17 protein-coding genes are annotated in these 23,731 nt (G+C 67.1%); 6 read left to right on the forward strand and 11 right to left on the reverse strand.

The features are described from left to right. Positions 1 to 122 precede the first annotated feature (122 nt). The gene (locus tag ASD87_RS05730) at positions 123 to 473 is read right to left on the reverse strand and encodes a DUF3325 domain-containing protein (protein WP_056318298.1); all 351 of its coding nucleotides are present in this window, start codon (positions 471 to 473) and stop codon (positions 123 to 125) included. A 306-nt stretch (positions 474 to 779) separates the two neighbouring features. Between ASD87_RS05730 and ASD87_RS05735 the strand changes: the two genes are divergently transcribed. From ASD87_RS05735 to ASD87_RS05745, 3 genes are all read left to right on the forward strand, one after another. Beyond that, a complete protein-coding gene (locus ASD87_RS05735; protein ID WP_056318301.1) occupies positions 780 to 1,394 on the forward strand; it encodes a hypothetical protein in 615 nt (204 codons plus the stop codon). 12 nt (positions 1,395 to 1,406) lie between these two features. Further along, on the forward strand, positions 1,407 to 3,782 hold the full coding sequence (locus tag ASD87_RS05740) for a catalase (RefSeq protein WP_056318304.1): 2,376 nt from the start codon (positions 1,407 to 1,409) through the stop codon (positions 3,780 to 3,782). A 176-nt stretch (positions 3,783 to 3,958) separates the two neighbouring features. After that, on the forward strand, positions 3,959 to 4,480 hold the full coding sequence (locus tag ASD87_RS05745) for a YSC84-related protein (RefSeq protein ID WP_226846054.1): 522 nt from the start codon (positions 3,959 to 3,961) through the stop codon (positions 4,478 to 4,480). Positions 4,481 to 4,531: 51 nt separating this feature from the next. Here the strand turns inward: ASD87_RS05745 and ASD87_RS05750 are convergent, their stop codons facing one another. Both ASD87_RS05750 and ASD87_RS05755 read right to left on the reverse strand, forming a co-directional pair. Then, a complete protein-coding gene (locus tag ASD87_RS05750) occupies positions 4,532 to 5,515 on the reverse strand; it encodes a tripartite tricarboxylate transporter substrate binding protein (protein ID WP_056318309.1) in 984 nt (327 codons plus the stop codon). Between the two features lie 17 nt (positions 5,516 to 5,532). Then, a complete protein-coding gene (locus ASD87_RS05755; RefSeq protein WP_056318312.1) occupies positions 5,533 to 6,954 on the reverse strand; it encodes a M20 family metallopeptidase in 1,422 nt (473 codons plus the stop codon). Positions 6,955 to 7,069: 115 nt separating this feature from the next. On the opposite strand from ASD87_RS05755, the gene ASD87_RS05760 reads away from it, so the two are divergent. Next, entirely contained in the window at positions 7,070 to 7,996 is a 927-nt protein-coding gene (locus ASD87_RS05760) for a LysR family transcriptional regulator (protein ID WP_056318314.1), read from the forward strand. A 1-nt stretch (position 7,997) separates the two neighbouring features. Here the strand turns inward: ASD87_RS05760 and ASD87_RS05765 are convergent, their stop codons facing one another. The 7 genes from ASD87_RS05765 to ASD87_RS05795 all read right to left on the reverse strand — a co-directional run bounded on the left by ASD87_RS05765 (position 7,998) and on the right by ASD87_RS05795 (position 19,859). Next, positions 7,998 to 8,480, reverse strand: a complete 483-nt coding sequence (locus tag ASD87_RS05765; RefSeq protein WP_128828234.1) for a transporter suffix domain-containing protein — start codon at positions 8,478 to 8,480, stop codon at positions 7,998 to 8,000. A gap of 11 nt (positions 8,481 to 8,491) precedes the next feature. Continuing rightward, positions 8,492 to 9,568, reverse strand: a complete 1,077-nt coding sequence (locus tag ASD87_RS05770) for a DUF2955 domain-containing protein (RefSeq protein WP_056318320.1) — start codon at positions 9,566 to 9,568, stop codon at positions 8,492 to 8,494. After that, positions 9,558 to 10,721, reverse strand: a complete 1,164-nt coding sequence (locus ASD87_RS05775) for an HlyD family secretion protein (RefSeq protein ID WP_082586200.1) — start codon at positions 10,719 to 10,721, stop codon at positions 9,558 to 9,560. Before ASD87_RS05775 ends, ASD87_RS05770 begins: the two co-directional genes overlap by 11 nt. Continuing rightward, positions 10,714 to 12,273 (reverse strand): efflux transporter outer membrane subunit, encoded by a 1,560-nt coding sequence (locus tag ASD87_RS05780; protein ID WP_056318323.1) that lies wholly within the window; start codon positions 12,271 to 12,273, stop codon positions 10,714 to 10,716. Before ASD87_RS05780 ends, ASD87_RS05775 begins: the two co-directional genes overlap by 8 nt. Before the next feature lie 259 nt (positions 12,274 to 12,532). Beyond that, positions 12,533 to 15,598, reverse strand: coding sequence for an efflux RND transporter permease subunit (locus ASD87_RS05785; RefSeq protein ID WP_056318326.1), 3,066 nt, complete (start codon positions 15,596 to 15,598; stop codon positions 12,533 to 12,535). Further along, positions 15,595 to 18,675 carry a multidrug efflux RND transporter permease subunit gene (locus ASD87_RS05790; RefSeq protein WP_056318329.1) on the reverse strand — a complete coding sequence of 1,027 codons (3,081 nt, stop codon included), beginning with the start codon at positions 18,673 to 18,675 and terminating at the stop codon, positions 15,595 to 15,597. The genes ASD87_RS05785 and ASD87_RS05790 overlap by 4 nt, the downstream gene beginning before the upstream one ends. Further along, entirely contained in the window at positions 18,672 to 19,859 is a 1,188-nt protein-coding gene (locus tag ASD87_RS05795) for an efflux RND transporter periplasmic adaptor subunit (RefSeq protein ID WP_056318332.1), read from the reverse strand. Before ASD87_RS05795 ends, ASD87_RS05790 begins: the two co-directional genes overlap by 4 nt. A gap of 153 nt (positions 19,860 to 20,012) precedes the next feature. Here ASD87_RS05795 and ASD87_RS05800 point away from each other — a divergent pair, with 153 nt between their 5' ends. Beyond that, the gene (locus ASD87_RS05800; RefSeq protein WP_056318333.1) at positions 20,013 to 20,969 is read left to right on the forward strand and encodes a hypothetical protein; all 957 of its coding nucleotides are present in this window, start codon (positions 20,013 to 20,015) and stop codon (positions 20,967 to 20,969) included. A gap of 4 nt (positions 20,970 to 20,973) precedes the next feature. On the opposite strand, the gene ASD87_RS05805 is transcribed toward ASD87_RS05800, so the two are convergent. Then, a complete protein-coding gene (locus ASD87_RS05805) occupies positions 20,974 to 22,224 on the reverse strand; it encodes an NnrS family protein (protein ID WP_056318334.1) in 1,251 nt (416 codons plus the stop codon). 241 nt (positions 22,225 to 22,465) lie between these two features. Between ASD87_RS05805 and ASD87_RS05810 the strand changes: the two genes are divergently transcribed. After that, positions 22,466 to 23,725, forward strand: a complete 1,260-nt coding sequence (locus ASD87_RS05810; RefSeq protein ID WP_056318336.1) for a nitrate/nitrite transporter — start codon at positions 22,466 to 22,468, stop codon at positions 23,723 to 23,725. Positions 23,726 to 23,731 lie beyond the last annotated feature (6 nt).

Below are 23,731 nucleotides of genomic sequence, written 5' to 3' on the forward strand. Positions count from 1 at the left end.
CCACATATGGTGCTGAATGGTCGGCATCTGGGCGCAGATTGACCGGCGTCAAACAGGCAAAATGGTCTGCGAAATTGCGCAATGCGGCGATGGGCCGCGGCCAGGTGCTCAGTAAAACGCCGTCAAAACCCGATGCCGACGCCCACCAGGGATATCGCCACCGCCAGGGCGGCGGCGCCTGCGGCAGGCCGTGGCGTCCAGGACAGTTTGCCAAACCACAGCAGCGCGCCCGCGCAGAGCCAGCCCAGCCACACCATCATGCCCAGCGCATCGCCCCACAGTCCGACGCAAGGCAGGATCGCCAGGCCCATCAGCAGCGCGCCAGCGCCGCGCAGCACGCGCGTGTGGGCCGCGCGGGGATTGCGCGTCCAGACCTGGTGGTAGTGACGGGGGGTGGCCAGGGCCAGACAAGCCATGCCGGCGTAAGTCAGCAGCAAGGCCATCGCGATGGCGCAGAGGTCATTCAGGGTCATGCGGCTGCACGTCTTGCGCAAGTTGCCGACCCTGCGTGAGGGCGCGGCGCGCTAGCGCTTTGATGGGTAACGACCCTGATTCTACGGGAATCGGCGGCGCATCCGGCGCGCGGGGCTTTGTATTTTCTTCCGGGCGATGCGGAGCGTATGCGGATCGGCCGGCCCCCGCGACGCCCCGCAAGGCCCGTCTGCGCGGCGTTTGCAGGCGCTTTGCCAACGCAGGAACGGCAATTGCTGAATTCGCGCCTCCATCCGGAACGATCGCCGCGTGCGGATCGTTGATGACCTACCACAAGGAGCCCAACCATGAAGCGCAAAGCCGGAAACGCCGATCAGATCAAGGAACTGCTGTACCAGGCCCTGGAAACCGAAATTGGCGGCCTCGCCATCTACGAGACCGCGGTGTCGTGTGCCATCAATGAAGACCTGAAGAAGGAATGGCTGGGCTATCTGGAAGAAACGCGCACGCATCGCCGCGTGCTGCTGACCGTCTTCGAGCAACTGAAGCTCGACCCGCAGGCCAAGTCGCCGGGCCGCGACGTGGTGCGGCACTTGGGCGAATCGTTGGTGAAGGCCATGAAGATGGCCATTTCGGCCGGCGATCCCGAAGCTGCGCAGCTCGTAGCCACCGAATGCGTGGTGCTGGCCGAAACCAAGGACCACGCCAATTGGTCGCTGATCGGGTTGATTGCCGAGCAGCAGTCGGGCGAGCAGGCCAAGGTCCTGAAGCAGGCCTACGACGCGGTGGCTACCGACGAGGACCACCACCTCTATCACACGCAGGGCTGGTCGCGCGAATTGTGGATCGAGTCGCTCGGCTTCCCCGCCGTGCTGCCGCCGCCCGAAGAAGTAAAGAAGGTCGAGACCGCCATTGGCGCATCCCGCGCCGAACAGGCGCGCGACTCGATGCTGACCCATTAAGGAGAAAGACTCATGGCAAGCAAAAAGCCAGCCAAGGCCGGCCAGGGCGGTGCACTGGATACCGCCTACATGAACACCGACAGCGGTCCCGCAAGCGGTCCGGCCGGCAAGCCGAGCCACCCCGCGCTCAAGCGCGCGGCAGCGGTGGGCGCCACCGTGGGCGCCATGCCCCATAACACCAACAAGGAAGCCGAGTACGGCGAGCAGGCCGCGCGTTGCCCGTATGCCGGCGCGCACGTGGGCGCCGTGGACCCCGCCGTCGGCGCAAGCTCGCTGTCCGAAAAGGAAGTGTCGGACAAGACCGGCGACGCCGCGACCCCGGGCGTGAATCGTGTCGACGGGCAACTGCCGCGCGTGCGCGCGGACGGCGGCGGCCAGGAACTGACCACCAACCAGGGCGTGCGCGTCAGCGACAACCAGCATTCGCTGAAGGCTGGCCTGCGCGGGCCGGCGCTGCTGAAGGATTTCATCCTTCGCGAGAAGATCACGCACTTCGACCATGAGCGGATTCCCGAGCGCATCGTGCACGCCCGCGGCTCTGCGGCCCACGGCTACTTCGAGTGCTACAAGCCGCTGACCGACCTGACCGCCGCGTCGCTGTTTGCCGAGGCCGGCAAGCGCACGCCGGTGTTCGTGCGCTTTTCGACGGTGGCGGGCGAGCGCGGGTCCAAGGACACGGCGCGCGACGTGCGCGGCTTTGCCGTCAAGTTCTATACCGACGAGGGCAACTGGGACCTGGTGGGCAACAACATGCCGGTGTTCTTCATCCAGGATGCGATGAAATTCCCGGACCTGGTCCACGCGGTCAAGCCCGAGCCGCACCATGGCATGCCGCAGGCCGCGTCCGCGCACGATACCTTCTGGGACTTCGTGTCGCTCATGCCCGAGTCCACCCACATGCTGATGTGGGTGATGTCGGACCGCGCGATCCCGCGCAGCTACCGCATGATGCAGGGCTTTGGCGTGCACACGTTCCGGTTCGTCAACGCGCAGGGTGAATCGCGCCTGGTGAAATTCCACTGGAATCCCATCCTGGGAACGCATTCGCAAGTGTGGAACGAGGCGGTCAAGGTGTCGGGCGCAGACCCCGACTATCATCGCCGCGACCTCTGGGAAGCCATCGACGCGGGTCATGGTCCGCAATGGGAGCTGGGCGTGCAGGTCTTCACGGAAGACCAGGCCGAAGGCTTCAGCTTCGACGTGCTGGACGCCACCAAGATCGTGCCCGAGGAACTGGTGCCGGTCGTGCCCATCGGCCGCATGGTGCTGGATCGCAACCCCGACAACTTTTTTGCCGAGACCGAGCAGGTGGCCTTCTGCGCCGCGCACGTGGTCCCCGGCGTGGACTTCACGAATGACCCGCTGCTGGCTGGCCGCATCCATTCCTACGTCGACACGCAGATCTCGCGCCTGGGCGGCCCGAACTTCCACGAGATCCCCATCAACGCGCCGCTGGCGCCGGTGCACAACAACCAGCGCGACGGCATGCATCGCCAGACCATTCATCGCGGCCGCGTGTCCTATGAGCCCAATTCCCTTGCCGGCGGCTGTCCATTCCAGGCGGGAATGGACGGGTTCGTGTCGTTTCCGGAGCCGGTGACAAGCGACGAACTGCGCGGACATCCGGAAAAATTTGCCGAGCACTACAACCAGGCCACGCTGTTCTACGACAGCCAGACCGCCTGGGAACGCAAGCACATCATCGACGCCTTCGCGTTCGAGCTCAGCAAGGTGACCGTGCCTCAGATCCGCGAGCGCATGGTCGCTTCCCTGCGCAATGTGTCGGACGAACTGGCGCAGGGCGTGGCCGATGAAATCGGCATGCCCTTGCCGGATCCCTTGCCGCGCGCGACGAAGAATCCGCCCAAGTCCGAAGTGCAGGTGTCGCCCTCGCTGTCGCTGACCGCCCGCCCTGGCGACGGCGGCGTGGCGACGCGCAAGGTCGCCATCCTGGCGGCGGAAGGCGTCGACGGCAAGGCGCTGTCCGCCGTGGCAGACGCGCTCATGCAGGCAGGCGCCGTCGTGCGGCTGGTGGGCCAGCGCATTGGTCCGATGCAGACGAGCGAGGGCGGCGCGTTCGATGCGGATGCGTCGCTGGACAACCATCCGTCCGTGGTGTTTGACGGCGCGGTGGTTGTCGGTGGCGCCGACGCCGTGCAACGCCTGGCGGCCGACGGACGGGCCCTGGAGTTCCTGCGCGATGCCTATCGCCACGGCAAGACGCTGATGGGTGTCGGCGACGGCGTTCAGGTGTACGCCGCGGCGGGCATCGACCCCGATCCGAACGATGGCGGACTGCTGCTGGGCGGCGAGGATCCGCAAGCGTTCATTGCCGCCTTGGGCAAACATCGCCATCCGGAACGGGAGACGACGCCGCCCAAGGTATGAGGGGCGCGGCAGCACGGGTAAGCAAGGACCATTGACACCTGCGGGACGCCTCTCGAATACTGAGCCGGCAGGTCGGGCGAGCGCATCGGGCGCTCGCCCTGTCTAACCGGGGAGGCCGTATGAACCGAGCGTCCGTGTTGCCTGTGAAATTCGTTGGCTGGCTTTGTGCCAGCCTTTTGTCTTTTTCCGCCCTGATCAGCGTCTCTCCGTCCGCGCGGGCGGCGTCGGCGGCGGAGATAAGCGCCGACGCAACGGCGGCGCTGGAGCAGCTTTACACGCAGGACCCGCGCATCCGCCAACTGGGCGACAAGGCTGTTGCGGTGCTGGTGTTTCCCAACATCATCAAGGGCGGTTTCCTGGTGGGTGGCGAGCGCGGCTCGGGCGCCTTGATCCGGCGCGGTCAGGTCGAGGGCTTTTATTCGATCTCGGCGCTGTCGTTCGGACTGCAGGCGGGCGCGCAACAGTTCTCGTACGCGCTGTTCTTCATGAACGAGCCCGCGCTGGCGTATCTGAACCAGAGCGACGGCTGGGCGCTGGGCGCGGGCCCGAGCCTGGTCGTGGTCGACCAGGGCTATGCTGCCAGCATCTCGACCACGACCCTGACGCAGGACGTGTACGCGGTGCCGTTTGGCGAGCAGGGCTTGATGGCGGGGATGGGGCTGGAAGGATCCAAGATCAGCAGCATGGTGCCGGACTGACGGCGCGGCACGCAAAGCAGGCGGGACGCCGGTGGGCGTCCCGTGTTGCGGTCACTCAAGCGTAATGCCTGCGCGCTGGGCGACGGCGCTGAATCTGGCGATCTCGATCGTGATCTGGTCCCTGAAGGCCTGTCCGGGCAGGAAGACGGGATTGAGCGACAGGTCCGATACGCTCTTGCGCACTTGTTCGTCGTGCATGATTTCCGTCATGGCCCGGTTCAGCGTGTGCATGACGGTGGACGGCGTCTGGGCCGGCGCGACCAGGCCGTACCAGCCCACGAACGACACATCCGCCATGCCGGCTTCCGCGAAGGTCGGCACGTCCGGCAATTGCGGCATGCGCTGATCGCCGGTGACGGCCAGCGCGCGGACCTTGCCGGCGCGCGCCTGGGCCGCCGACGCCGACACCGTGTCCACGGCCAGGGCGATCTCGCCGCCGATCAGCGCGGTGATGAGCTGCGCGCTTCCCTTGTAGGGAACCGGCACCATTTTGGCGCCGGCTGCCTGGGCGAACATTTCGCCCGTGAGGTGGGGGGCGGATCCCGGTCCGAACGTGCCGTACATCAGGCCGCCCTTGGCAGTCTGCTGGCGCGCGAGTTCGGCCGCCTCGTGAGGCGTGGCCGCGGGCAGCGAATTCTGCGCCAGCAGCACGACAGGGGCCATCGCGACGATGCCCACGTGCTCGAAGCTGCGCACGGGATCGTAGGGCAATGCGGGCTTGAGTGCCGGCAGGACGCTGTAGGTTGTGCTGCCCGACAGCATCAACGTGTAGCCGTCCGGCTTGGCGCGGGCGACCGCTTCGGCGCCGATGAGGGTCGACGCACCGGGGCGGTTTTCAACGATGACGGGCTGGCCGAACTTTCCCGACAGCTTGGTGGCAAGCAGGCGCGCCACCGCATCGGTGGCGCCGCCGGGTGTGAAGGGGACAACGATCTTGATGGCCTGGTCCGGATAGGCCGCGTGGGCGTCTTGGGCGTGGGCGGCGGTGGCGGCAAGGGTCAACGCCAACAGGGCGGTGCGAAATCTGGCGGTCATGGCGGGGCTCGGTCTTGTCAGGCGTAAGTGGACGATTGGGCGCAGGCTTGTTCGAGGACGTCGGCGCCCTGGGATCCCAGGTCCCAGAACAGGCCGGCCATGATGGCCAGGCCTTCCCGGGCGACGCTGCCCAGCAGATGCTCGTTGGGCGCGTGCTGCGCGCAGGCGGGGTAGGAATGCGGGACCCACAGGGTGGGCAGGCCAAGCTGGTCGGCAAAGATGTCGTTGGGCAGGGAGCCGCCCAGGTTGGGCAGGAGCGCCGGGCGCTTGCCGGTGGTGTGTTCCAGCGAGGCGGCGGCCCAGCGTACCCACGGGGTGTCTGGCGACAGGCGCGTTGCCCCGGCCTGCATGCCGATGCGCACGTCCACGTCGTCAAAGCCGCGCTGGCGCAGATGATCGACCACGTGATCCTGCAGGCCGCGCCAGTCGGTGCCCACCACGAAGCGCAACTGGCACCAGGCCACGGCTTCGGGGGGGATGGCGTTCACGGGCTTGGCCGGGTCGCCCGCGCCGAAGGTCAGCACGTCCAGGCTGTTCCAGCCGAACACCTTTTCAGGGGAGGTCAGGCCGGGTTCGCCCCACCACGTGTTGATGGCCGGATCGTCTTGCCCGCCGCCGACTTCAAGGTCGGCCAGGGCCTGGGCGACCGCGGCGGGGATGGGCGGGGGACGCAGCCCGGGGACGGCGATGCGCCCGTTGGCGTCCACGAGCGAGCTGATGGCGTGCGACAGGCGGATGGCCGGATTGGCGAGCAGTCCGCCCCAGTTGCCGGAGTGGTAGCCGCGGTCCCGTGACCGCACCCTGAGTTCGAAATTGATCGCGCCGCGCGAGCCCATGAACAGCGTGGGCCGGGCGGCGTTCAGGCGCGGTCCGTCGCTGGCGATGAAGACGTCGGCGGCCAGGAGATTGCGGTGCGTCTTGCAGAAGTCGGACAGGCCCGGCGAGCCGGCTTCCTCGCCGGTTTCGATGAGCCAGATGGTATTGAAACCGAGCGCGCCGCCGCGCGCATCAATGACGCGGGACAGCGCTTCAAGGTTGATCGAATGCTGACCCTTGTTGTCGGCCGTGCCGCGCCCGTACCAGCGGTCGCCTTCGACCTTGAGCTGCCAGGGGTCGCGGCCGGATTCCCATTTGGCGGCGTTGCCCCGCACCACGTCGCCGTGGCCGTACATGAGGACCGTGGGCAATTCGGCCGCTTCGATGCGGCGAGCGACCAGGATCGGCAGGTCCACCCCGGCCGGATTCGCGTGCACCTCACAGGAAAAGCCCAGTGCCGACAGGCGCGGAACCAGTTCGTCCTTCAGGTAGGCATGCTGCGCCGCGGCCTGCGTGGGCACTTCGCTTTCGGTCGCAAATGCGACCCGGCGCGCCAGGGTGTCCAGAAGGACGCCGCTGTCATACGCTTGTACGGCGTGGAGAATGGCTTGTTCGCGGGTCATGGCGGTTCTCGGTACGGGGGGGTGGAAGCACAAATTTATTGCGCTTCTTAACGTGCCACAATTAGATATTTCGCACTTTTGCGTTGCTTAAATGGCATGCCTTCAGGAGCCCGCCATGATTTCCCTAGGCCTCAGATATTTCCTGGAAGTCGCGCGCTGCGGATCGATCGCGGGCGCGGCGGCGGCCCTGCACGTGGCGGCGTCCGCCGTGAGCCGGCAGATCGCCAAGCTGGAGGACAGCTTGGGCATCGTGCTGTTCGAGCGTCAGGCGCGCGGCATGGAGCTCAGCGAGGCAGGCTTGCAACTGGCCGCCTACGCCCGGGCCGCCGCCCTGGAGGCGGAACGCGTCACCACCGAGATCCGGCGGCGCAGTGCGCTGGGCGACGTCACCATCCGGCTGGCCTGCAGCGAGGGCTTCGCGCACCGTTTCATGCCGATGTGCATGGCCGACTTCAAGCAGATGCGGCCCGAGGCGCGCTTTCATCTGCAGGTGGATCGGCCGGAAGAGGTCATTCGCCGGATTCTGGAGGGACTGTCCCAGATCGCGCTGCATTACACGGTGGCGCAGGACGATCGGCTCAAGACCGAGCTGCTGACCCGGGCCCCGGTGTACGCGGTGATGTGCCGGCGGCATCCGCTTGCCAGCCGCCGCACGGTCAGCCTTCGAGACCTGGCGGAGGTGCCGGTGTCGGTGGGCGATACCGGCACGACCGTCCGGCAGTTGTTCGACAACGCGTGCGCCAATGCCGGGCTGCACATCGAGCCGGCCTACGTATCGAACAATTCGGCGGCCTTCCTGCCCATGCTGCCGGGCAGCCGCATCGTGGCGCTGACGGGCTACCTGACGCTGATGGGCGACCCGCAGGGGGCTGCGCTGGCCGCGGTGCCCTTCAGCAACCCCGAGATGCGCCAGCGCAGCATTCAGGCGGTGACGCTGCAGGGGCGCACCTTGCCGCCGCTGGCCAAGGAGTTCCTGGAGTTCATGGCGCAGCGGCTCACCGCCACGCCCCGCGCGCCGGATGCGGACAAGGGCGACGCGTGAGCTAGACCGACCGCACGAACAACGCCCGCAGCTTGTTCCAGAAATCGCCGCCCAGAACGAAGAAGCTGGCCACCAGCATGACGTCGCCCAGCAGTTGCGCCTGCCATATCCGGGGGCGCAGGCCGGGCCAGATCTGGTCGACATAAGGTTCGAGCATCGAGGTCAGCAGCGGCAGGATGAACATCACCATGCCGATCGCATGGCGCACCGGTCCCACCTTCTGCACGGGCGCCAGTTTCTTCGCGTGACCGCCGATGATGGCCTTGAGCTGCTGGAATCCCTCTTTGCCCATGACGGCGATGCAGGTGATGAGCAGCACCTTGTTGGCGATGAAGATGGCGCCCGTCAACGCCGCGATGCGTGATCCCGGGATGTCCATCGCGGCGCCAATGGGGATAAGGAACCAGAGCGCGAAGGCCAGGATGAAGAGGGCGATTCCGCACTTGAAGCGCCAGCCCATCGCTGGCGCAGGGGGGGTAGGCATGTCTTGGACACTCATGGCGGACTCCTTTTAAGGCGTGAGAACGGATGGCGTGCGAAAAATCCCGGTCCGCGCGGCCGGGGTTCAAGCAACTGCAGCATCAGGCACGCATACAGCGTGACCGCGATGAACAGACCCATGCGAATGGCGAAGGCCGTGTAGACATCATTGCCCGCAAAGCTGTCCTGGACCGACTGGCCAAGCAGGATGATGAGCGTGATCAGGGTGTTCAACCAGAAGCTCGGGGCGTGCGGTGTGGGGCTTAGCCGATACAGCTTGCGGGCGATCACCAGCGCGAACAGCAGCATCCAAAGGAAGTACATCCACAGGCTGGGAAACGGCCTGAGTCCGATCCAGAACGCCACGGCAAGCACGCCGGCCAGCAGGGTGGAACCGAGTATTTCGCGCGCCGCGCCGTGCGCTGCCGTGACGCAGCTCTGCCTTCCCAGGCTGACCGCCTTCAGGATGATGGGCATGTAGCCCAGCGGATCGGTCATCGCCAACAGGAAAGCCGGCAGCACCACCAGGGCCGCGCGCAGGGCCATGCGGTTGGCCTCGCCGGCAGATAGCACGGGCGGGGGCGGCGAGGCCGGAAGGCCGGGCGGATCCGGGAACAGCGCGTGGCAGACGCCCAGCATCAGCGCCGCGAGCAGCAGGCCTTTGACCAGCGCCTCGATCACCGTCACGGCCAGACCGAAGTCGAAGGTGCCCGCCGCCGAAATCATGGTCAGGCCGATGATGAGAAACGTCGACACCAGGTTGTTGCCGCCGCGTAGCCCGTGGCGGAACGCGAAGAACAGGCACAGGCCGACGATCAGGACGCCGGCGGCCGGGTAATAGCGCAGCAACGGGATGAGCACGAGCCCCGTGCCCGTGGTGAACGCCGCTACCAGCGCCAGGCCCACGCCGGCCTTCAGGGACAGCGGCCGGTTCGTCTGCGCCAGCAGGAAGACGCCCAGCACGGGCGCGACCATCGGGATCGGCATGTCCAGCCCGAAACTGATCGCCAGGCATAGCGCCGTCCCCACGCCCAGTCGCAGGGCGCGCTGGCCGCGCGGGTCGCGAGTAGCGGGGCGGTCGTCAGTACGCATAGGAAAGCCAGCTCATCAGCCGCAAATACAGGCGCCCCAGCGGATTGAGCGGATTGCCCGGCTGGGGAAATGCCATCACTTCCGCCTGTCCGCCCACGCGAATGCCGCGCCGGGAGGGGAGCTGCCCGGGATCGAGATCGATGGCCACCGGGAAGCGCTGCGCCGGACGCAGCCAGTCGCGGCTGTTCTGCACCGTGGGCAGGCTGCCGGGCTGCGTGGGCGTGCCAACGCTTACGCCATAGCCCACGCTGCGCACGCGGCCCTCGAAGATCCGGCCGGGCAGCGCGTCCAGGATGATCGCCACCGGCGTGCCGGGGTCGACATGTCCCAGATTGTTCTCGGTCATTTCCGCGTTGATCCACACGTCATGGATGGCGATGAGCGTCATGACGGGCTTGCCCGCCGCCGCGAACTGGCCCACATCGGTGCGCAGGTCGGTGACCAGGCCGGCCGCGGGCGCGCGCACCTGCGTGTTGGCAAGGTCCAGTTCGGCCTTTGCGACGGCGGCGGCGGCGCTGCGCAGCTTGGCGTTGTCTTCTTCGCTGCCGCCTTCCTGTTCGCGCGCCCGCTGCACCTCGGCGCGCGCGGCCGCAACCTGGCTGACCGCCTGCGCCAGGTTGGCCCGCGCGATCTCCAGGCGGCGCAGCGAGACCGTGCCCCGGTCGTCGCTGTACAGGCGCTCAAGGCGGGTGCTGTCCTGGCGCGCGCGGACCTCGTTGGCTTGCGCCGCGCGCAATGACGCTTGCGCCGAATCGATGCCGGCGGTGCTGGCGCCGATCTGGCGGCGCGTGGCGTCCAGGTCGGCCCGCGCGCGGTCCAAGGCGATGCGGTACTGCTCGGCGTCGACGTCGAAAAGCACGGCGCCCGCCTGGACGTCCTGGTTGTTGCGCACGCGAACCTGGGTCACCCTGCCCGCCACTTCGGACGCCACCGGGACCACGAAGGCCTCTACCCGCGCCTGCTGCGTGTAGGGCGTATAGCGGTCCGCCAGCAGATACCAGACCAGGCTAAGGACGATCACCACGACGACCCACCGGATACCTTTGCGGGCGGGATCCGGCGCGGGCGGCGGCGCGGCGGGCGGCGGGGGGCTGGCTGCGGGCGCGGGGCTGGCTGGGCTGCTCGATGGCGGCCCGGACCGGGGATTAGTCATCGGATCGCCTCGTGGTCTTGGAAATCGCGGAGGCCGGGGCGGGGCGCCCGGCTTCGGTCAGCAGGTCGCCCCAATTGGTGCGTTGCTGCATCTGGTCCCGTGTGGCCGGATCGATTACCGGCTGGCCGCTATACCAGCCGCCGCCCACCGCCTTGTACAGCGCGATCAGGTCGCTCACGGCGTTGCCCCGGTTCACCAGATAGGTGTCCTGCTGGGTCGCGAGCGCGCGCTGGGCGTCCAGTACCCGCTGGAAATCGGAATAGCCCTCGCGGTACAGCGCATTGGCCAGCGTCAGCGAACGCTTGGCGGCAAGCGCCGAGTCATAAAGAATGCCGTCCCGCTCCAGCGCCTTGATGAGCCCCGTGGCCGCGTCGTCGGCTTCGCGCGCCGCTTGGCGCACGGCGTCCTGGTAGACGACGATGAGCTGTTGGAGCCGCGCGTCCTGCAGTCGCACGGTATTGGTGATCCGGCCGTGGTCGAACACATTCCAGGTCAGGCTGGGACCGGCAAGCAGCGCCGCGCCGCCCGACGTGCCGGCCAGCGACGTGGCGGTCCAGACAATGCTGCCCAGCAGCGTCAGCGAGGGGTAGAGCTCCGCCTTGGCCACGCCCACCTGCGCGGACTGCGCCGCGATCCGCAGTTCGGCGGCGCGAATGTCCGGGCGCCGCAGCAGCAGGTTTGCGGGCACGTCCTGCAGGACAGCTTTGTCGATCAGCGGAATCACGGCCTCTTTGGACGCCAGGTCGGGCAATTCGGGCATCGGACCAGGAGGCTTGCCGACCAGCACCGCCAGCGCATTGCGCGTGCGCGCGATCTGGCTTTCGAATTCCGGGATGGTGCTGAGCGTGCCCAGGTATTGCGTGCGGGCCTGCTGCAGATCCAGTTCGTCGGTCTCGCCGCTTTTGAACAGGCGTTCGGTGATCTCGTAGCTGCGCTTCTGGATCTCCGCATTGTCGCGGGCAATGCGCAGCCGCGCCTCGGCCGTGCGCAGCGCGTAATAGCTTTCGGCGACCTGCGCGTGCAGCAGCACCAGCACGTCTTCGCGATTGGCTTCGGCGGCGAAGTAGGCCGCGTCGGCGGACTCGATGGCGCGGGAAAACCGGCCCCAGAAGTCCAGCTCCCAGCCGATGTTGAAGCCCGCGCTGTATTGCCAGAAACTGCTGGGGCGGGGATTGCCCTCGGCCGAGCGCGACGCGCGATGCTGGTACAGCGCGTCCGCGCCCACAACCTGGGACTGCGGAAACAGGCCGCTGCGCGCGATGCCCAGCTGGGCGCGCGCTTCCATGATCTGCAGGCCGGCCACCTGCACGCCCGGATTGTTCGCGTCCGCTTGGGCGATCAGGGATTCAAGAACGGGGTCGTTGAAGATGCGCCACCATTGCCGCGCATCCGGCTGGGCGCCGGATTCGGTGGCCTGCCGCAGCGCCGGCGTGTCCCACTGGCTGGACCAGTCGACGCGCTGCGGCGCAAAGTCGGGCCCCACCTGCACGCATCCGCCGAGGCTGAGCATGCCCATCAGCAGCAGTCCATTCGAACAAGTCATCGGCCACATTGGGCACCATGTCTGTCAGAGGCCAAACTGCGAGTTCCGGTGTCGGCGCTTTTGGGGCCCCGCACCGCGAACGCCGGAAAGCCCGGCAGCGACGCTTAGTCAGGCGTGCGCGCCGGCATCGCCGGCGGAAAGCCGCATTCCGGGGGCGCAAATGTGCACCGGGGCCGGATCAGGCGGCTTTCGTCAGCGTGCCAAACGATTCTATTGAGCTTTTTATTTTCCGGCTAGCGGGAAGATGGCGGGCCTGCAGGATGCGCGGTCAGGCCGTGTGGCGCTTTCGCCAGGCCAGCCGGCGCAGGCGTTCCAGCGCCAGATAGACGATCGGGGTGGTGTACAGCGTCAGGAACTGGCTGATCATCAGTCCGCCGACGATCGCCACGCCGAGCGGGCGGCGCAGTTCCGACCCTTCGCCCATGCCCAGCACCAGGGGCAGGGCGCCCAGCAGGCCCGCCAGATTGGTCATGACGATGGGCCGCAAGCGCAGCATGGCGGCGCGGTGGATGGCCTGTTCGGGCGTCAGGTTTTCGCGCCGCTCCAGGCTGAGGGCAAAGTCGATCATCAGGATGGCGTTCTTCATGACAATGCCCACCAGAAGGAACAGCCCCAGCAGCGCAATGAGGGTGAACTCGATGCCCGCCAGCCGCAGCGCCAGCAGGGCGCCGACGCCCGCTGAGGGCAGGGTGGACAGGATCGTCAGCGGATGCAGCGGGCTTTCATACAGGATGCCCAGCACCAGATAGATGGCGACCAAGACGCCCAGGATCAGCCAGGGCTGGTCCTGCAGGCTCTGCTGGAAGTTGCGCGCATCGCCGCCCAGCCGGGTCTGGATGTGCGAAGGCACCATCAGCTTTGCCGTGGCCGCGTCGATGGCGGCCAGGCCTTGTTCCAGCGACACGCCAGGCGCCAGCGAGAACCCGACCCACACGGCGGCGAACAGCCCGTCGTGAAAGACGCGGTCGTTGACCAGGCCATTGTCGTAGGTGGCGAACGCGGTCAGCGGCACGCGGTTGCCGTCAGCGGCCACCACGTGCACCCGTTCCAGAACCTCGGGATCCTCGGTGTAGCGGGGGTCCAGTTCCAGCACGACGCGGTACTGGTTCATGGCGTCGTACAGCGTGGCGACCTGGCGCTGGCTGAACGAATTGCTCAGCACGCTGCTGATGGTCTCCATGTCCACGCCCAGTCGCTGCGCCGCGCTGCGGTCGATGTCGATCACCACCTGCTGCGTGGCGCCGTCGCCCTGGGCGTCGACGTCGCGCAGCTCGGGGATCTCTTGCATGGCCTTGGAAATCTTGCGCGACCATTCGCGCAGCGCGGGCACGTCGCTGGCCATGATGGCCAGCTCGTGGTCGCCGGAATTGCCGAAGCCGCCGTGCATGCGCAGGTCCTGGTCCACGTTCAGAAAGAACATGCCGCCCGGCACCGCAGGGGCGTGGGTGCGCATCCAGTTGATGACTTCGGTCGAGGACTCGTTGCGTTCGGCGGCAGGCTTCAAGCGGATGAGGAACAGCGAATTGCTGATGCCCAGGCCGCCGCCGTTGTAGCCGATGACGTCCTCGACGGCGGGGTGCTTCAGAACCAGTTGCCGGTACTGGTCGATCTTCGGTTGCATCACCTGGAAGGAAAACCCGTCGTCGCCCCGCACGAAGCCCATGAGCTGGCTGGTGTCCTGCACGGGCAAAAAGCCCTTCGGCGCCTGCACGTACAGGTAGACGTTCAGCCCCACGACGCCGGCCAGCAGCAGCAATGTCAGGCGTGCATGGCCAAGCACGCGCGCCAGCGTCACGCCATACCAGTCGTGCAGGCGGGCAAACACGGCCTGCATGCGCGACGGCTTGGCCGCGGCGGGGCTGACGGACTGCAGCCACCGCGCGCATAGCGCCGGGATGATGGCCACCGAGACAACCAGCGAAATCACAGTTGCGGCCACCAGCGTGATCGAGAACTCGCGGAACAGCCGTTCCACCAGCCCGCCCATGAAGAGGATCGACACGAAGACCACGCTCAGCGCGACCGTCATCGCCACCAAGGTGAATCCCACTTCCCGCACCCCACGCAGGGCGGCCTTGACCGGCGTCAGCCCGCGCTCCAGGTGGCGCGAAATGTTCTCCAGCACGACGATGGCGTCGTCCACGACCAGGCCGGCCGCCACGATCAGCGCCATCAGCGACAGGTTGTTCAGCGAAAAGCCCCACGCGTACATGACGGCAAAGGTGGCGATCAGGCAGACGGGAATGGCCACGCTGGGAATCGCGGCGGCGCGCGCGTTGCCCAGGAACAGCCACACCACCAGGATGACCAGCCCGGCGGCCAGCGCCAGGGTGATGTGGGCTTCGCGCAGCGTCGCCTTGATGCCGGGCGAGCGGTCCAGCGCCACCGTCAGGTCCACGTCGGCGGGCATCAGCTGGCGCAGGCCCGGCAGCGCCTGGTTGATGGCGTCGATGGTTTCGATGATGTTGGAGCCGGGCTGGCGGCTGATGGTCAGCACCACGGCCGGATTGCGATTGTGAAAGCCGCTGCTGTAGCGGTTCTCGACCGAATCGCTGACGCGAGCCACCTGCGACAGCCGGATCACCGCGCCGTCCTGGTAGCGCACGATCAGGCTGTCGTAGTCCTGGGCGCGGCGCGGCTGCTCGGGGGCGCCGACCTCCCAGCGCCGCGCGGCTGAATCCAGTTGGCCTTGCGGACCCATCGGCGCCGCGTTGGAGATGGCCTCGCGCACGTCGTCCAGGGCCACGCCGTAGTGCGCCAGCGCGTTGGGGTTCACCTGGACCCGCACGGCGGGCAGCGAGCTGCCGCCCATCGTGACTTCGCCCACGCCGCTGATCTGCGAGAGCTTTTGCGCCAGCACGGTCGAACCCAGGTCGTAGAGCTGGCCCGCGGGCCGGGTGGCGGAACTGAGGGCCAGCGCCATGATGGGCGCCTGCGACGGATTGACCTTGCGGTAGCTGGGATTGCCCGGCATGCCCGAGGGCAGTTCGGCCCGCGCGGCGTTGATTGCGGCCTGCACGTCGCGCGCGGCCTCGTCGATGTCGCGGTCCAAATCGAACTGCAACTGCACGCGCGTTGCGCCCTGATTGCTGGACGAGCTCATGGAACTGACACCGGCGATGCTGCCGAGCGCCCGCTCCAGCGGCGCCGCGACCGTGCTGGCCATGCTTTCGGGACTGGCGCCGGGCAGGTCGGCTCGCACTTCGATGGTCGGAAAGTCGACCTGCGGCAGCGGCGCCACCGGCAAGAGCCGCCATGCCACGGCGCCCAGCAGCGTCAGCGCCAGCGCCAGGAAAATGCAGGCGACCGGACGGTGCAGCAACGCGCGGATCATTTCGCCGGGCCTTCGGCGTTGGGCGCGGGCGCGGCTTGAGCGCGCCGGTGGCCCAGACGGTGAAAGAACAGGTAGACGGCAGGCGTGGTGAACAGCGTCAGCACCTGGCTGACCAGCAGTCCGCCAACCATGACCCAGCCCAGCGGCTGGCGCAATTCAGCGCCCGAACCCGTCGCCAGCATCAGCGGCAGCGCGCCAAACAGCGCGGCCAGCGTCGTCATCAGGATGGGACGCAGGCGCAGCAGCGCGGCCTCGCGGATGGCGGCCTGCGGCGCCAGGCCGCGCGTGCGCTCGGCCTCCAGCGCAAAGTCGACCATCATGATGCCGTTCTTCTTGACCAACCCGATCAAGAGGATGATGCCGATGACCGCGATCAGGTCCAACGGCCGGCCGGTCAACAGCAGCGCCAACAGCGCACCCACGGTGGCCGAGGGCAGGGTGGACAGGATGGTGACCGGGTGGATGGCGCTTTCGTACAGCATGCCCAGCACCAGGTACATGGTCACCACCGCGGCCAGCATCAACCACAACGTGTTCGACAGCGACGCCTCAAAGGCGGAAGCCGCGCCCTGCAGCCGCAGCTCGACGCTCTCGGGCATGCCGATCTCCTGGCGCGCCGACTCGATGGCGGCGATGGCCTGGCCCAGGGATCCGCCGGGCGGCAGGTTGAAAGACAGGTTCACTGCGGGGAACTGCGACAGGTGATTGACCGCCAGCGGGACGGCGCGCTCGCTGACGGTGGCCAGCGCAGACAAGGGGATGGGCTGGCCGGCGTCCGTTTGCAGATGGATGCGTTCCAGCGCTTCGGGGCTGGCCGCCATCTTGCGGTCAACTTCCAGCACGACGCGATATTGGTTCGACTGCGTAAAGAGCGTGGCGACCTGACGCTGGCCGAATGCGCTGTACAAGGCTTGCGCCACATCGTCCATCGTGAGGCCCAGACGCGCGGCGGCGTCGCGCGAGACCTCCAGATAGGCCTGGCGGCCGTCGCCCTGCAGGTCGGACGAAACGTCGGCCAGTTCGGGCGCTTGCGCCAGGCGCTCCATGAGCGCGCGGGACCAGCGCGACAGCAGCGCGCCATCCGGCGAGGTCAGGCTGAACTGATACTGGCCTCGGCTGACGCGATCCTCGATGTTCAATTCCTGCACAGGCTGCAGATAGAGCGAGATGCCGTGCACGTCGCGCGCCCGCGCGTCCAGCCGCGCCATGATGTCCGCCAGCGGAGCGGTGCGCTCGTTCCAGGGTTTCAGGTTGATCAGAAGCCGCCCCGTGTTCAGCGTGGCGTTCATGCCGTCGATGCCGATGAAGGAGGACAGCGTGGCGACGTCGGGATCCGCGAGCAGGCTTTGCGCCACCGCCTGCTGGCGGCGCGACATGGCGTCGAACGAGGTGCTTTGCGACGACTGCGTCACGCCTTGCAGCACCCCGCCGTCCTGCGCCGGGAAGAAACTCTTCGGCACTGCGAAATACAAGAGCCCGGTGAGCGCCACGGTCGCCAGCATCACCAGCAGCGTCAGCCGCTGATGACGCAGCGTCACGTCCAACCAGCCTGCATAGCGCGCCTGCAGGCGATCCAGCAGTCCAGGCTTGGACGGCGCGTGCGGCGGCAGCAGCCGGGCGCACATCATGGGCGTGAGGGTCAGCGATACGGCCAGCGATATCAGGATGGCAACGGCCAGCGTGATGGCAAATTCGCGGAACAGCCGGCCCACCACGTCTTCCATGAACAGCAGCGGGATCAGCACCGCGATCAGCGACAGCGTCAGCGAAACGAGCGTGAAGCCGATCTGCCCCGCGCCCTTGAGCGCAGCCGCCATCGGGCTGTGCCCCTGTTCCCGGTAGCGTGCGATGTTCTCCAGCATGACGATGGCGTCGTCCACCACGAAGCCCGCGCCGATCGTCAGCGCCATCAGCGTGAGGTTGTTGGTGGAAAAGCCGGCCAGATACATGAACCCGAAGGTCCCGATCAGCGACAGCGGCACGGCCAGGCTGGGGATCAGCGTGGCGGGCAGGTTGCGCAGAAACAGGAACGTCACCAGCACTACCAGCCCCACCGCGAACCCCAGTTCCCACTGCACGCCGCGCACGGACGCGCGGATGCTTTCGGTGCGGTCGGTCAGGATGCGCACCTCCACGGCGGCGGGCAGGCTGGCGGTCAATTGGGGCAGCAATGCCTTGACCTGGTCGGCCACCGCTATGACGTTGGCGCCGGGCTGTCGCTGGATGTTCACCAGCACGGCGGGCTGCCTGTCGACCCACGCCGCCAGGTAGCGGTCCTCGGCGCCGTCCTCCACCGTCGCGATCTGGCCCAGCCGCACGGGCGCGCCGTTCTTCCAGGCGACGATCAGGTCGCGGTACTCCTGCGCGCTCTGCAACTGGTCATTGGCGTCCATGATGACGGACCGCACGGGGCCGTCGAAGCTGCCCTTGGGCTGATTGGAATTGGCCTTGGCGATCGCCTCCTGCACGTCCGACAGCTTCAGGCCGCGCGCGGCCAGCGCCATCGGATTGACCTGCACGCGCACGGCCGGACGCTGCCCGCCGGCCAGACTGACCATGCCCACGCCCGACAACTGCGACAGCCGTTGCGTCATGCGCGTGTCCACCAGATCGTAGACCTTGGGCAGGGGCAGTGAATTCGACGTGACGGCCAGCGTCAGGATCGGCACGTCGGCGGGGTTGACCTTGCGGTACACGGGCGGGGTGGGCAGATCGCCCGGCAGCAGCGAATCGCTGGCGCTGATGGCGGCCTGCACTTCCTGTTCGGCCACGCCCAGCGGCACGTCCAGCGCGAACTGCAACGTGATGACCGAGATGCCGCTGCCGCTGGTGGACGACATCTGCTTCAGTCCCGGTATCTGCCCAAAGCGCCGCTCCAGCGGCGCGGTGACCGCGCGCGCGGTCACATTGGGGCTGGCGCCCGGATACTGCGTGGTCACCTGGATGATCGGGTAGTCCACCTGCGGCAACGCGGCCACGGGCAGCATGCGCCAGGCCAGGATGCCCGACAGCAGCAGGGCAATCATCAGGAACGACGTCGCGACCGGACGCAGGATGAATGGGCGTGACAGGCTCATGCGGACTCCTCGTCGTGGCCGGGCGGGTCGACGATCTGCACGTCGCGTCCGTCGTGCAGGCGGTCCACGCCTTCGACGACCACGCGCTCGTTCGCGGCCAGGCCCGTCAGCACCACGATGCGGCCGGCGTTGGCCGGGCCCAGCGTCAGCACCCGGCGGGTGGCGCGGTTGTCGTCGCCGATGACGAACACGAACGCGCCTTGCGAACCGTATTGCACGGCCGCGGCCGGAATGGTCACCACGTCATCTTCCTGCACCACGGCCAGCCGGATGTTCACGAACTGATTGGGAAATAGCGATTCGTCGGCATTGTCGAAACGGGCGCGCAGCCGCACCGTGCCGCTGGCGGCCTGGATGCGGTTGTCCAGCGCCTCAAGCGTGCCTTCGGCAAGCAAGCGGCGGTCGTCGGCATCCCAGGCCTGCACGCGCAGCACGGCGGTCTTCGCCTGCGCCTGCCGCAAAAGAGCCAAGCGCGTTTCCGGGATGCTGAAAAGGGCCGAGATGGGGGCCATCTGAACCACGGTGGTCAAGCCCTCCGCGTCCGTCGCGCGGACGTGGTTGCCGGCGTCGACGCGCCGCAATCCCACGCGGCCGGCATGCGGCGCCACGATACGCGTGTGATCGAGCAAGCGCTGGGCATCTGCGACTTGCGCCTGGTTTCGTTGACGCCGCGCGGCGTAGGCTCGCACCTGGGCCTCGGCGGTATCGAGCTGCTGGCCCGCCACCGCCTCCTGCCGCGCCAGCCTGCGATAGCGCCGCAGGTCCGCTTCGGCGTTGTCCAGCAGCGCCTGCGTCTGCGCCAGTTCGCCCTCGGCCAGTGCCAGCGCGGCCTGGTACGGACGTGGATCGATCTCGGCCAGCAACTTGCCTTGCGTGACGGCCTGGCCTTCCCGGTAGTGCAGCTTGACCAGTTCGCCATCGACCTGGCTGCGCACGGTCACCCGCGCCAACGGCGTGATGGTGCCCAGCGCGTGCAGGTCGCGCTGCAGCGGACCGACACGCGCTGCGGCGACGCTCACCGCGACGGGAAGCTTCCCGTAGTTCGGGGGAGGCGGAGCGGCCGGGCCTTTGTTGCCCGCCAGCCAAAACGCCGCACCAATCAGCAGGGCCAGCGCCAGGGCGGCCGCGATCAGGATCAGGCGTTTGCGTGAGGGGGTGGGGCCCGCAAGGAAGCGCAGGGACATCAGGGCTGCCAGGCAAGGGGATAGCGGACAGCCGAGATTCTATATTAATAATAATGATTAGCGTTATTGACGCCGATATTCGAGAAGGGTTTGCGCGTATCGTTTAGAGTGGCGGCTGTTTTCAATACCCCGGTTTGCAACAGGAGTGGGTCCATGAGCGAAAAATCCCTCGAAAGTCCGCGTGAATTATGCGAACGCCTGCAGGAACGACTGACGGCCGAACGGGCCCGGCTGGCGCAATGGCAGTCGATCGAGGCGGATTACCACCACAAATACACCGAGACGCTGCGGCCGCTCGAAGACAAGCTCAATCAGCTGCGCTACAAACTGGTGCTGTGCTTTGACCACGCCTACAAGGAAATGGGTCTGTCCAAGGCCGAACGCGAGTTCGTGTCCGAGCTGGTCACGGAGTTCTCGGAAGAACTGCTGGTGCTGTCGGCCAAGTCGGCGCTACCGGCCGGTTGCGACACCGCGCGCCTCAAGACGCTCTACAAGAAACATCGCGGGGCCGATTACGACGCCAATCTTGCCGAACTGACCGAAAGCGCGCGGCAAGAACTGGCCGATGCGCTGGACCTGGACGTTGCCGACCTGGACTCGATGTCGCCCATGCAGTTGCTGCAGGTCATCCAGGATCAGTACGACGACGAAGACGCGGAAGAGCTACTGGAATACGCTCGCGTGGTCCGCATGCCGACGGTGACGAACGCCGCCGCCTGGGACGCATTGCAAGCGGCCGAGCGGGAGCGGCTGGCCCAGGCCGCCCAGGATCCCAACCTGCGCGCCAGCGTGCAGGCCGCCGCCGACATCCCCGACGATCAGCTGGAAGCAGCCAATGCGGTGCTGGCCGCGCAGCTCGACGAGATCCTTACCCAGGTTCAGTTTGCCGAGGAAGGCTTCACGCTGCGCTATGAGCTGGACCCGTTCGCCACCTTCGATCCGGAAACGGTGATGCAAGAGCTGGATGACGACATCAAGGACATCCAGGAGTACATCCAGGAACTTGAACACGAGGTCATGCAGTTCTCGGACGAATCGCTGCTCAAGGCTTGGCTCAAGGCCATGCGGCGTGAAGTTGCCGCGATGGAGCGCCGCGAAGGCCGGTCGTGAAGCCTCAACCCTTGGGCCGCGACACCGGCATCACCCGCATGACGGGCGCCGCCTGCTTGGCCGCCGCGTCCGCGCGCGGGCGGATCATCATTGGGAAGAACCGCCACAGGTACAGTCCCAGCGCCAGCGCCCAGGCGGTGGCCGACGCATGCAGCAGACCCAGCGTCGCAGCGGTCGGCAGCAGGGCCGCCAACCGCAGCAACGCCGCCAGGATCATCAGCGCGTAGCTCAGGACCATGCTGCGGTCCGTATGCAGCGGCCGGCCCAGATGGCCGAGTGCGGTGCGGGTCACCATGCCCAAAATCAACACCGAGAACCCGGCCACGCCGATGACGTGCGCGGGCCAAGCCTGCCGGACCACAATGCCCGCCAGTTGCGCCGCGCCCACCAGCAGGCCGATGCCCAGACCCAGATACCCCGCATAGAGAATCCACAGGAGCGGCACGCGCCGCACGGCCCACGGCTTCCAGGACACCCACTGCACCAGAGCAATCGCGCCGCTTGCCGCAAGCGCCAGCCCGGCGGCCTGCTGCACGCCGGCCAGCAGGCAGGCGATGGCGACGACGCCAAAGCCAAGCTGCCAATGACCGCTCTTGGTATGGGAAGGAATGTCCAGGCCCGCAACGGCGCGCTTGGCGAAGAAGGGCATGACCCGCCGGGCGATCAGCAAGGTCAGCACGGCCATCGACAGCAGCCCGGCATTGAAATAGCGCATCAGCGTCACGTAGTCACCCTGGACCGTCGCCCACAGGTACAGCCCGTTGGTTGCGCCCAGCGCCAGCAGAAGGAACGGGACGCCATGGTTGCGCTGGTTCCGGGTGACCACGACGGCGCGTCCCAGTGCCCCGGCCGCCCACAGGAAAAACAGCAGGTCCGCCGCCGCCGCGACGACGAAGGCGGTGCGCCCGGGGACCAGATACCCCACGCGCGCCACGATCCACAGCCCGCACAGCGCGGCAAGCGGATTGCCTTTCAGGGGGTTCTTGCCCGTCCAGTTGGCGCCCGCCGTCAGCAGGAAGCCCACGGCGATCGTGGCCACGAAGCCCCACAGCATTTCATGCGCATGCCAGAACATGCCGCCGAGCACGCCGGTCAGCCGCGCTGGGGCGTGCACCCATAGCAACACCGAGCAGAGCGCCCAAAAGCAGCCCGCCAGATACAGCGGGCGGAAACCCATTTCAGTGAACGCGCCCCACTCGGGCGGGGCGGGGCGCGGCTTCTTTGCGGGTTCGTCGATGGAAAGCAGGGTGGTCATGGTGTGGCCCGTGCGCGCGGGCGCGCGCCGTTGCGGTTTTGAACGTGTATTTGAAATACATATTACATCTGGCCGCATCGGGACGCGATCCGGGCACTTGATCCAGCGCAAGGCTGTCCGGAACACCCGCATGACTAGGCACTTCGGAAATAGCCCTTTGGTCGGCTGGGGAATGGCTGCAACTGGGAGGGCTGCTTAGGCTACCGACATACGTATTTGTCAGCAAAAAGCGAGACTAACCATGGCAGCACATCAATCCTCGGCGGGTGCGCCGATGCGGGTCCTGATATCCAGCACGTTTGCCTTCACCATCTGTTTTGCGGTGTGGATGATCTTTGCCGTGCTGGGGATCCCAATCAAGGCGCAGCTCGGCCTGTCCGAAACGCAATTCGGCCTGCTGGCCGCCATGCCGGTCCTGACCGGCTCCCTCGTGCGCGTGCCGCTCGGCATCTGGACCGATCGCTACGGCGGCCGTCCCGTGTTCTTCGTGCTGATGCTGCTGGCGGTGGTGCCGATCTGGCTGCTGTCCTACGCCACGGAGTATTGGCAGTTCCTGGTGCTGGCGCTGTTCGTCGGCCTGACCGGCGGCTCGTTCTCCGTGGGCACGCCCTATGTGGCCCGCTGGTTCCCGCGCAACAAGCAAGGCCTGGCCATGGGCGTCTTCGGCGCCGGCAACTCGGGCTCGGCCATCACCAAGTTCGTGGCCCCCGCGCTCATCGCGGCTGCCGGCGGCGCCTGGGTCATCGTGCCGCAGGTCTACGCCGTGGCGCTGCTGGTCACCGCCATCCTGTTCTGGATGTTCTCGTCGTCCGATCCGTCTCACCGCGTCGCGGGCGGCGCCTCGTTGTCGGCCCAGTTCGCCATGCTGAAGGATCCGCGTGTGTGGCGCTACTGCCAGTATTACTCAGTCGTGTTCGGCGGCTATGTGGCGCTGGCCCTGTGGATGACCAAGTACTACATCGGCGAATACGGCTTCGACATGAAGCTGGCCGCGCTGCTGGCCGCGTGCTTCTCGTTGCCCGGCGGCGTGCTGCGCGCCGTCGGCGGCTGGATCTCCGACCGCTACGGCGCCTACAAGACCACGTGGTGGGTGATGTGGGTGTGCTGGGTTGCGTTCTTCCTCCTGAGCTATCCGCAAACCGAATTCACCGTCATGACCGCCGGCGGCCCGCGTTCCTTCGGCATCGCGCTCGGCCCGGTCACCTTCACCATCCTGCTGTTCGTCGTCGGCATCGCCATGGCAATCGGCAAGGCCTCGGTCTTCAAGTTCATCTCCGATGAATTCAGCGACAACATCGGCGCCGTGTCCGGCATCGTCGGACTGGCTGGCGGCCTGGGCGGCTTCGTGCTTCCCATCATGTTCGGCGTCCTGCTCGACCTGACCGGCATCCGCTCCAGCGCCTTCATGCTGCTGTACGGCACGGTCTGCGTCTCGCTGATCTTCATGCACTTCAGTTTCCGGCCCGAAAGCGCGGCCATCGCCCGGCAGCAAGCCGCCTGACCCACC

This window comes from Achromobacter sp. Root170 (assembly GCF_001428165.1).
In the GTDB taxonomy this organism is placed as follows: Bacteria; Pseudomonadota; Gammaproteobacteria; order Burkholderiales; family Burkholderiaceae_B; genus Achromobacter; species Achromobacter mucicolens.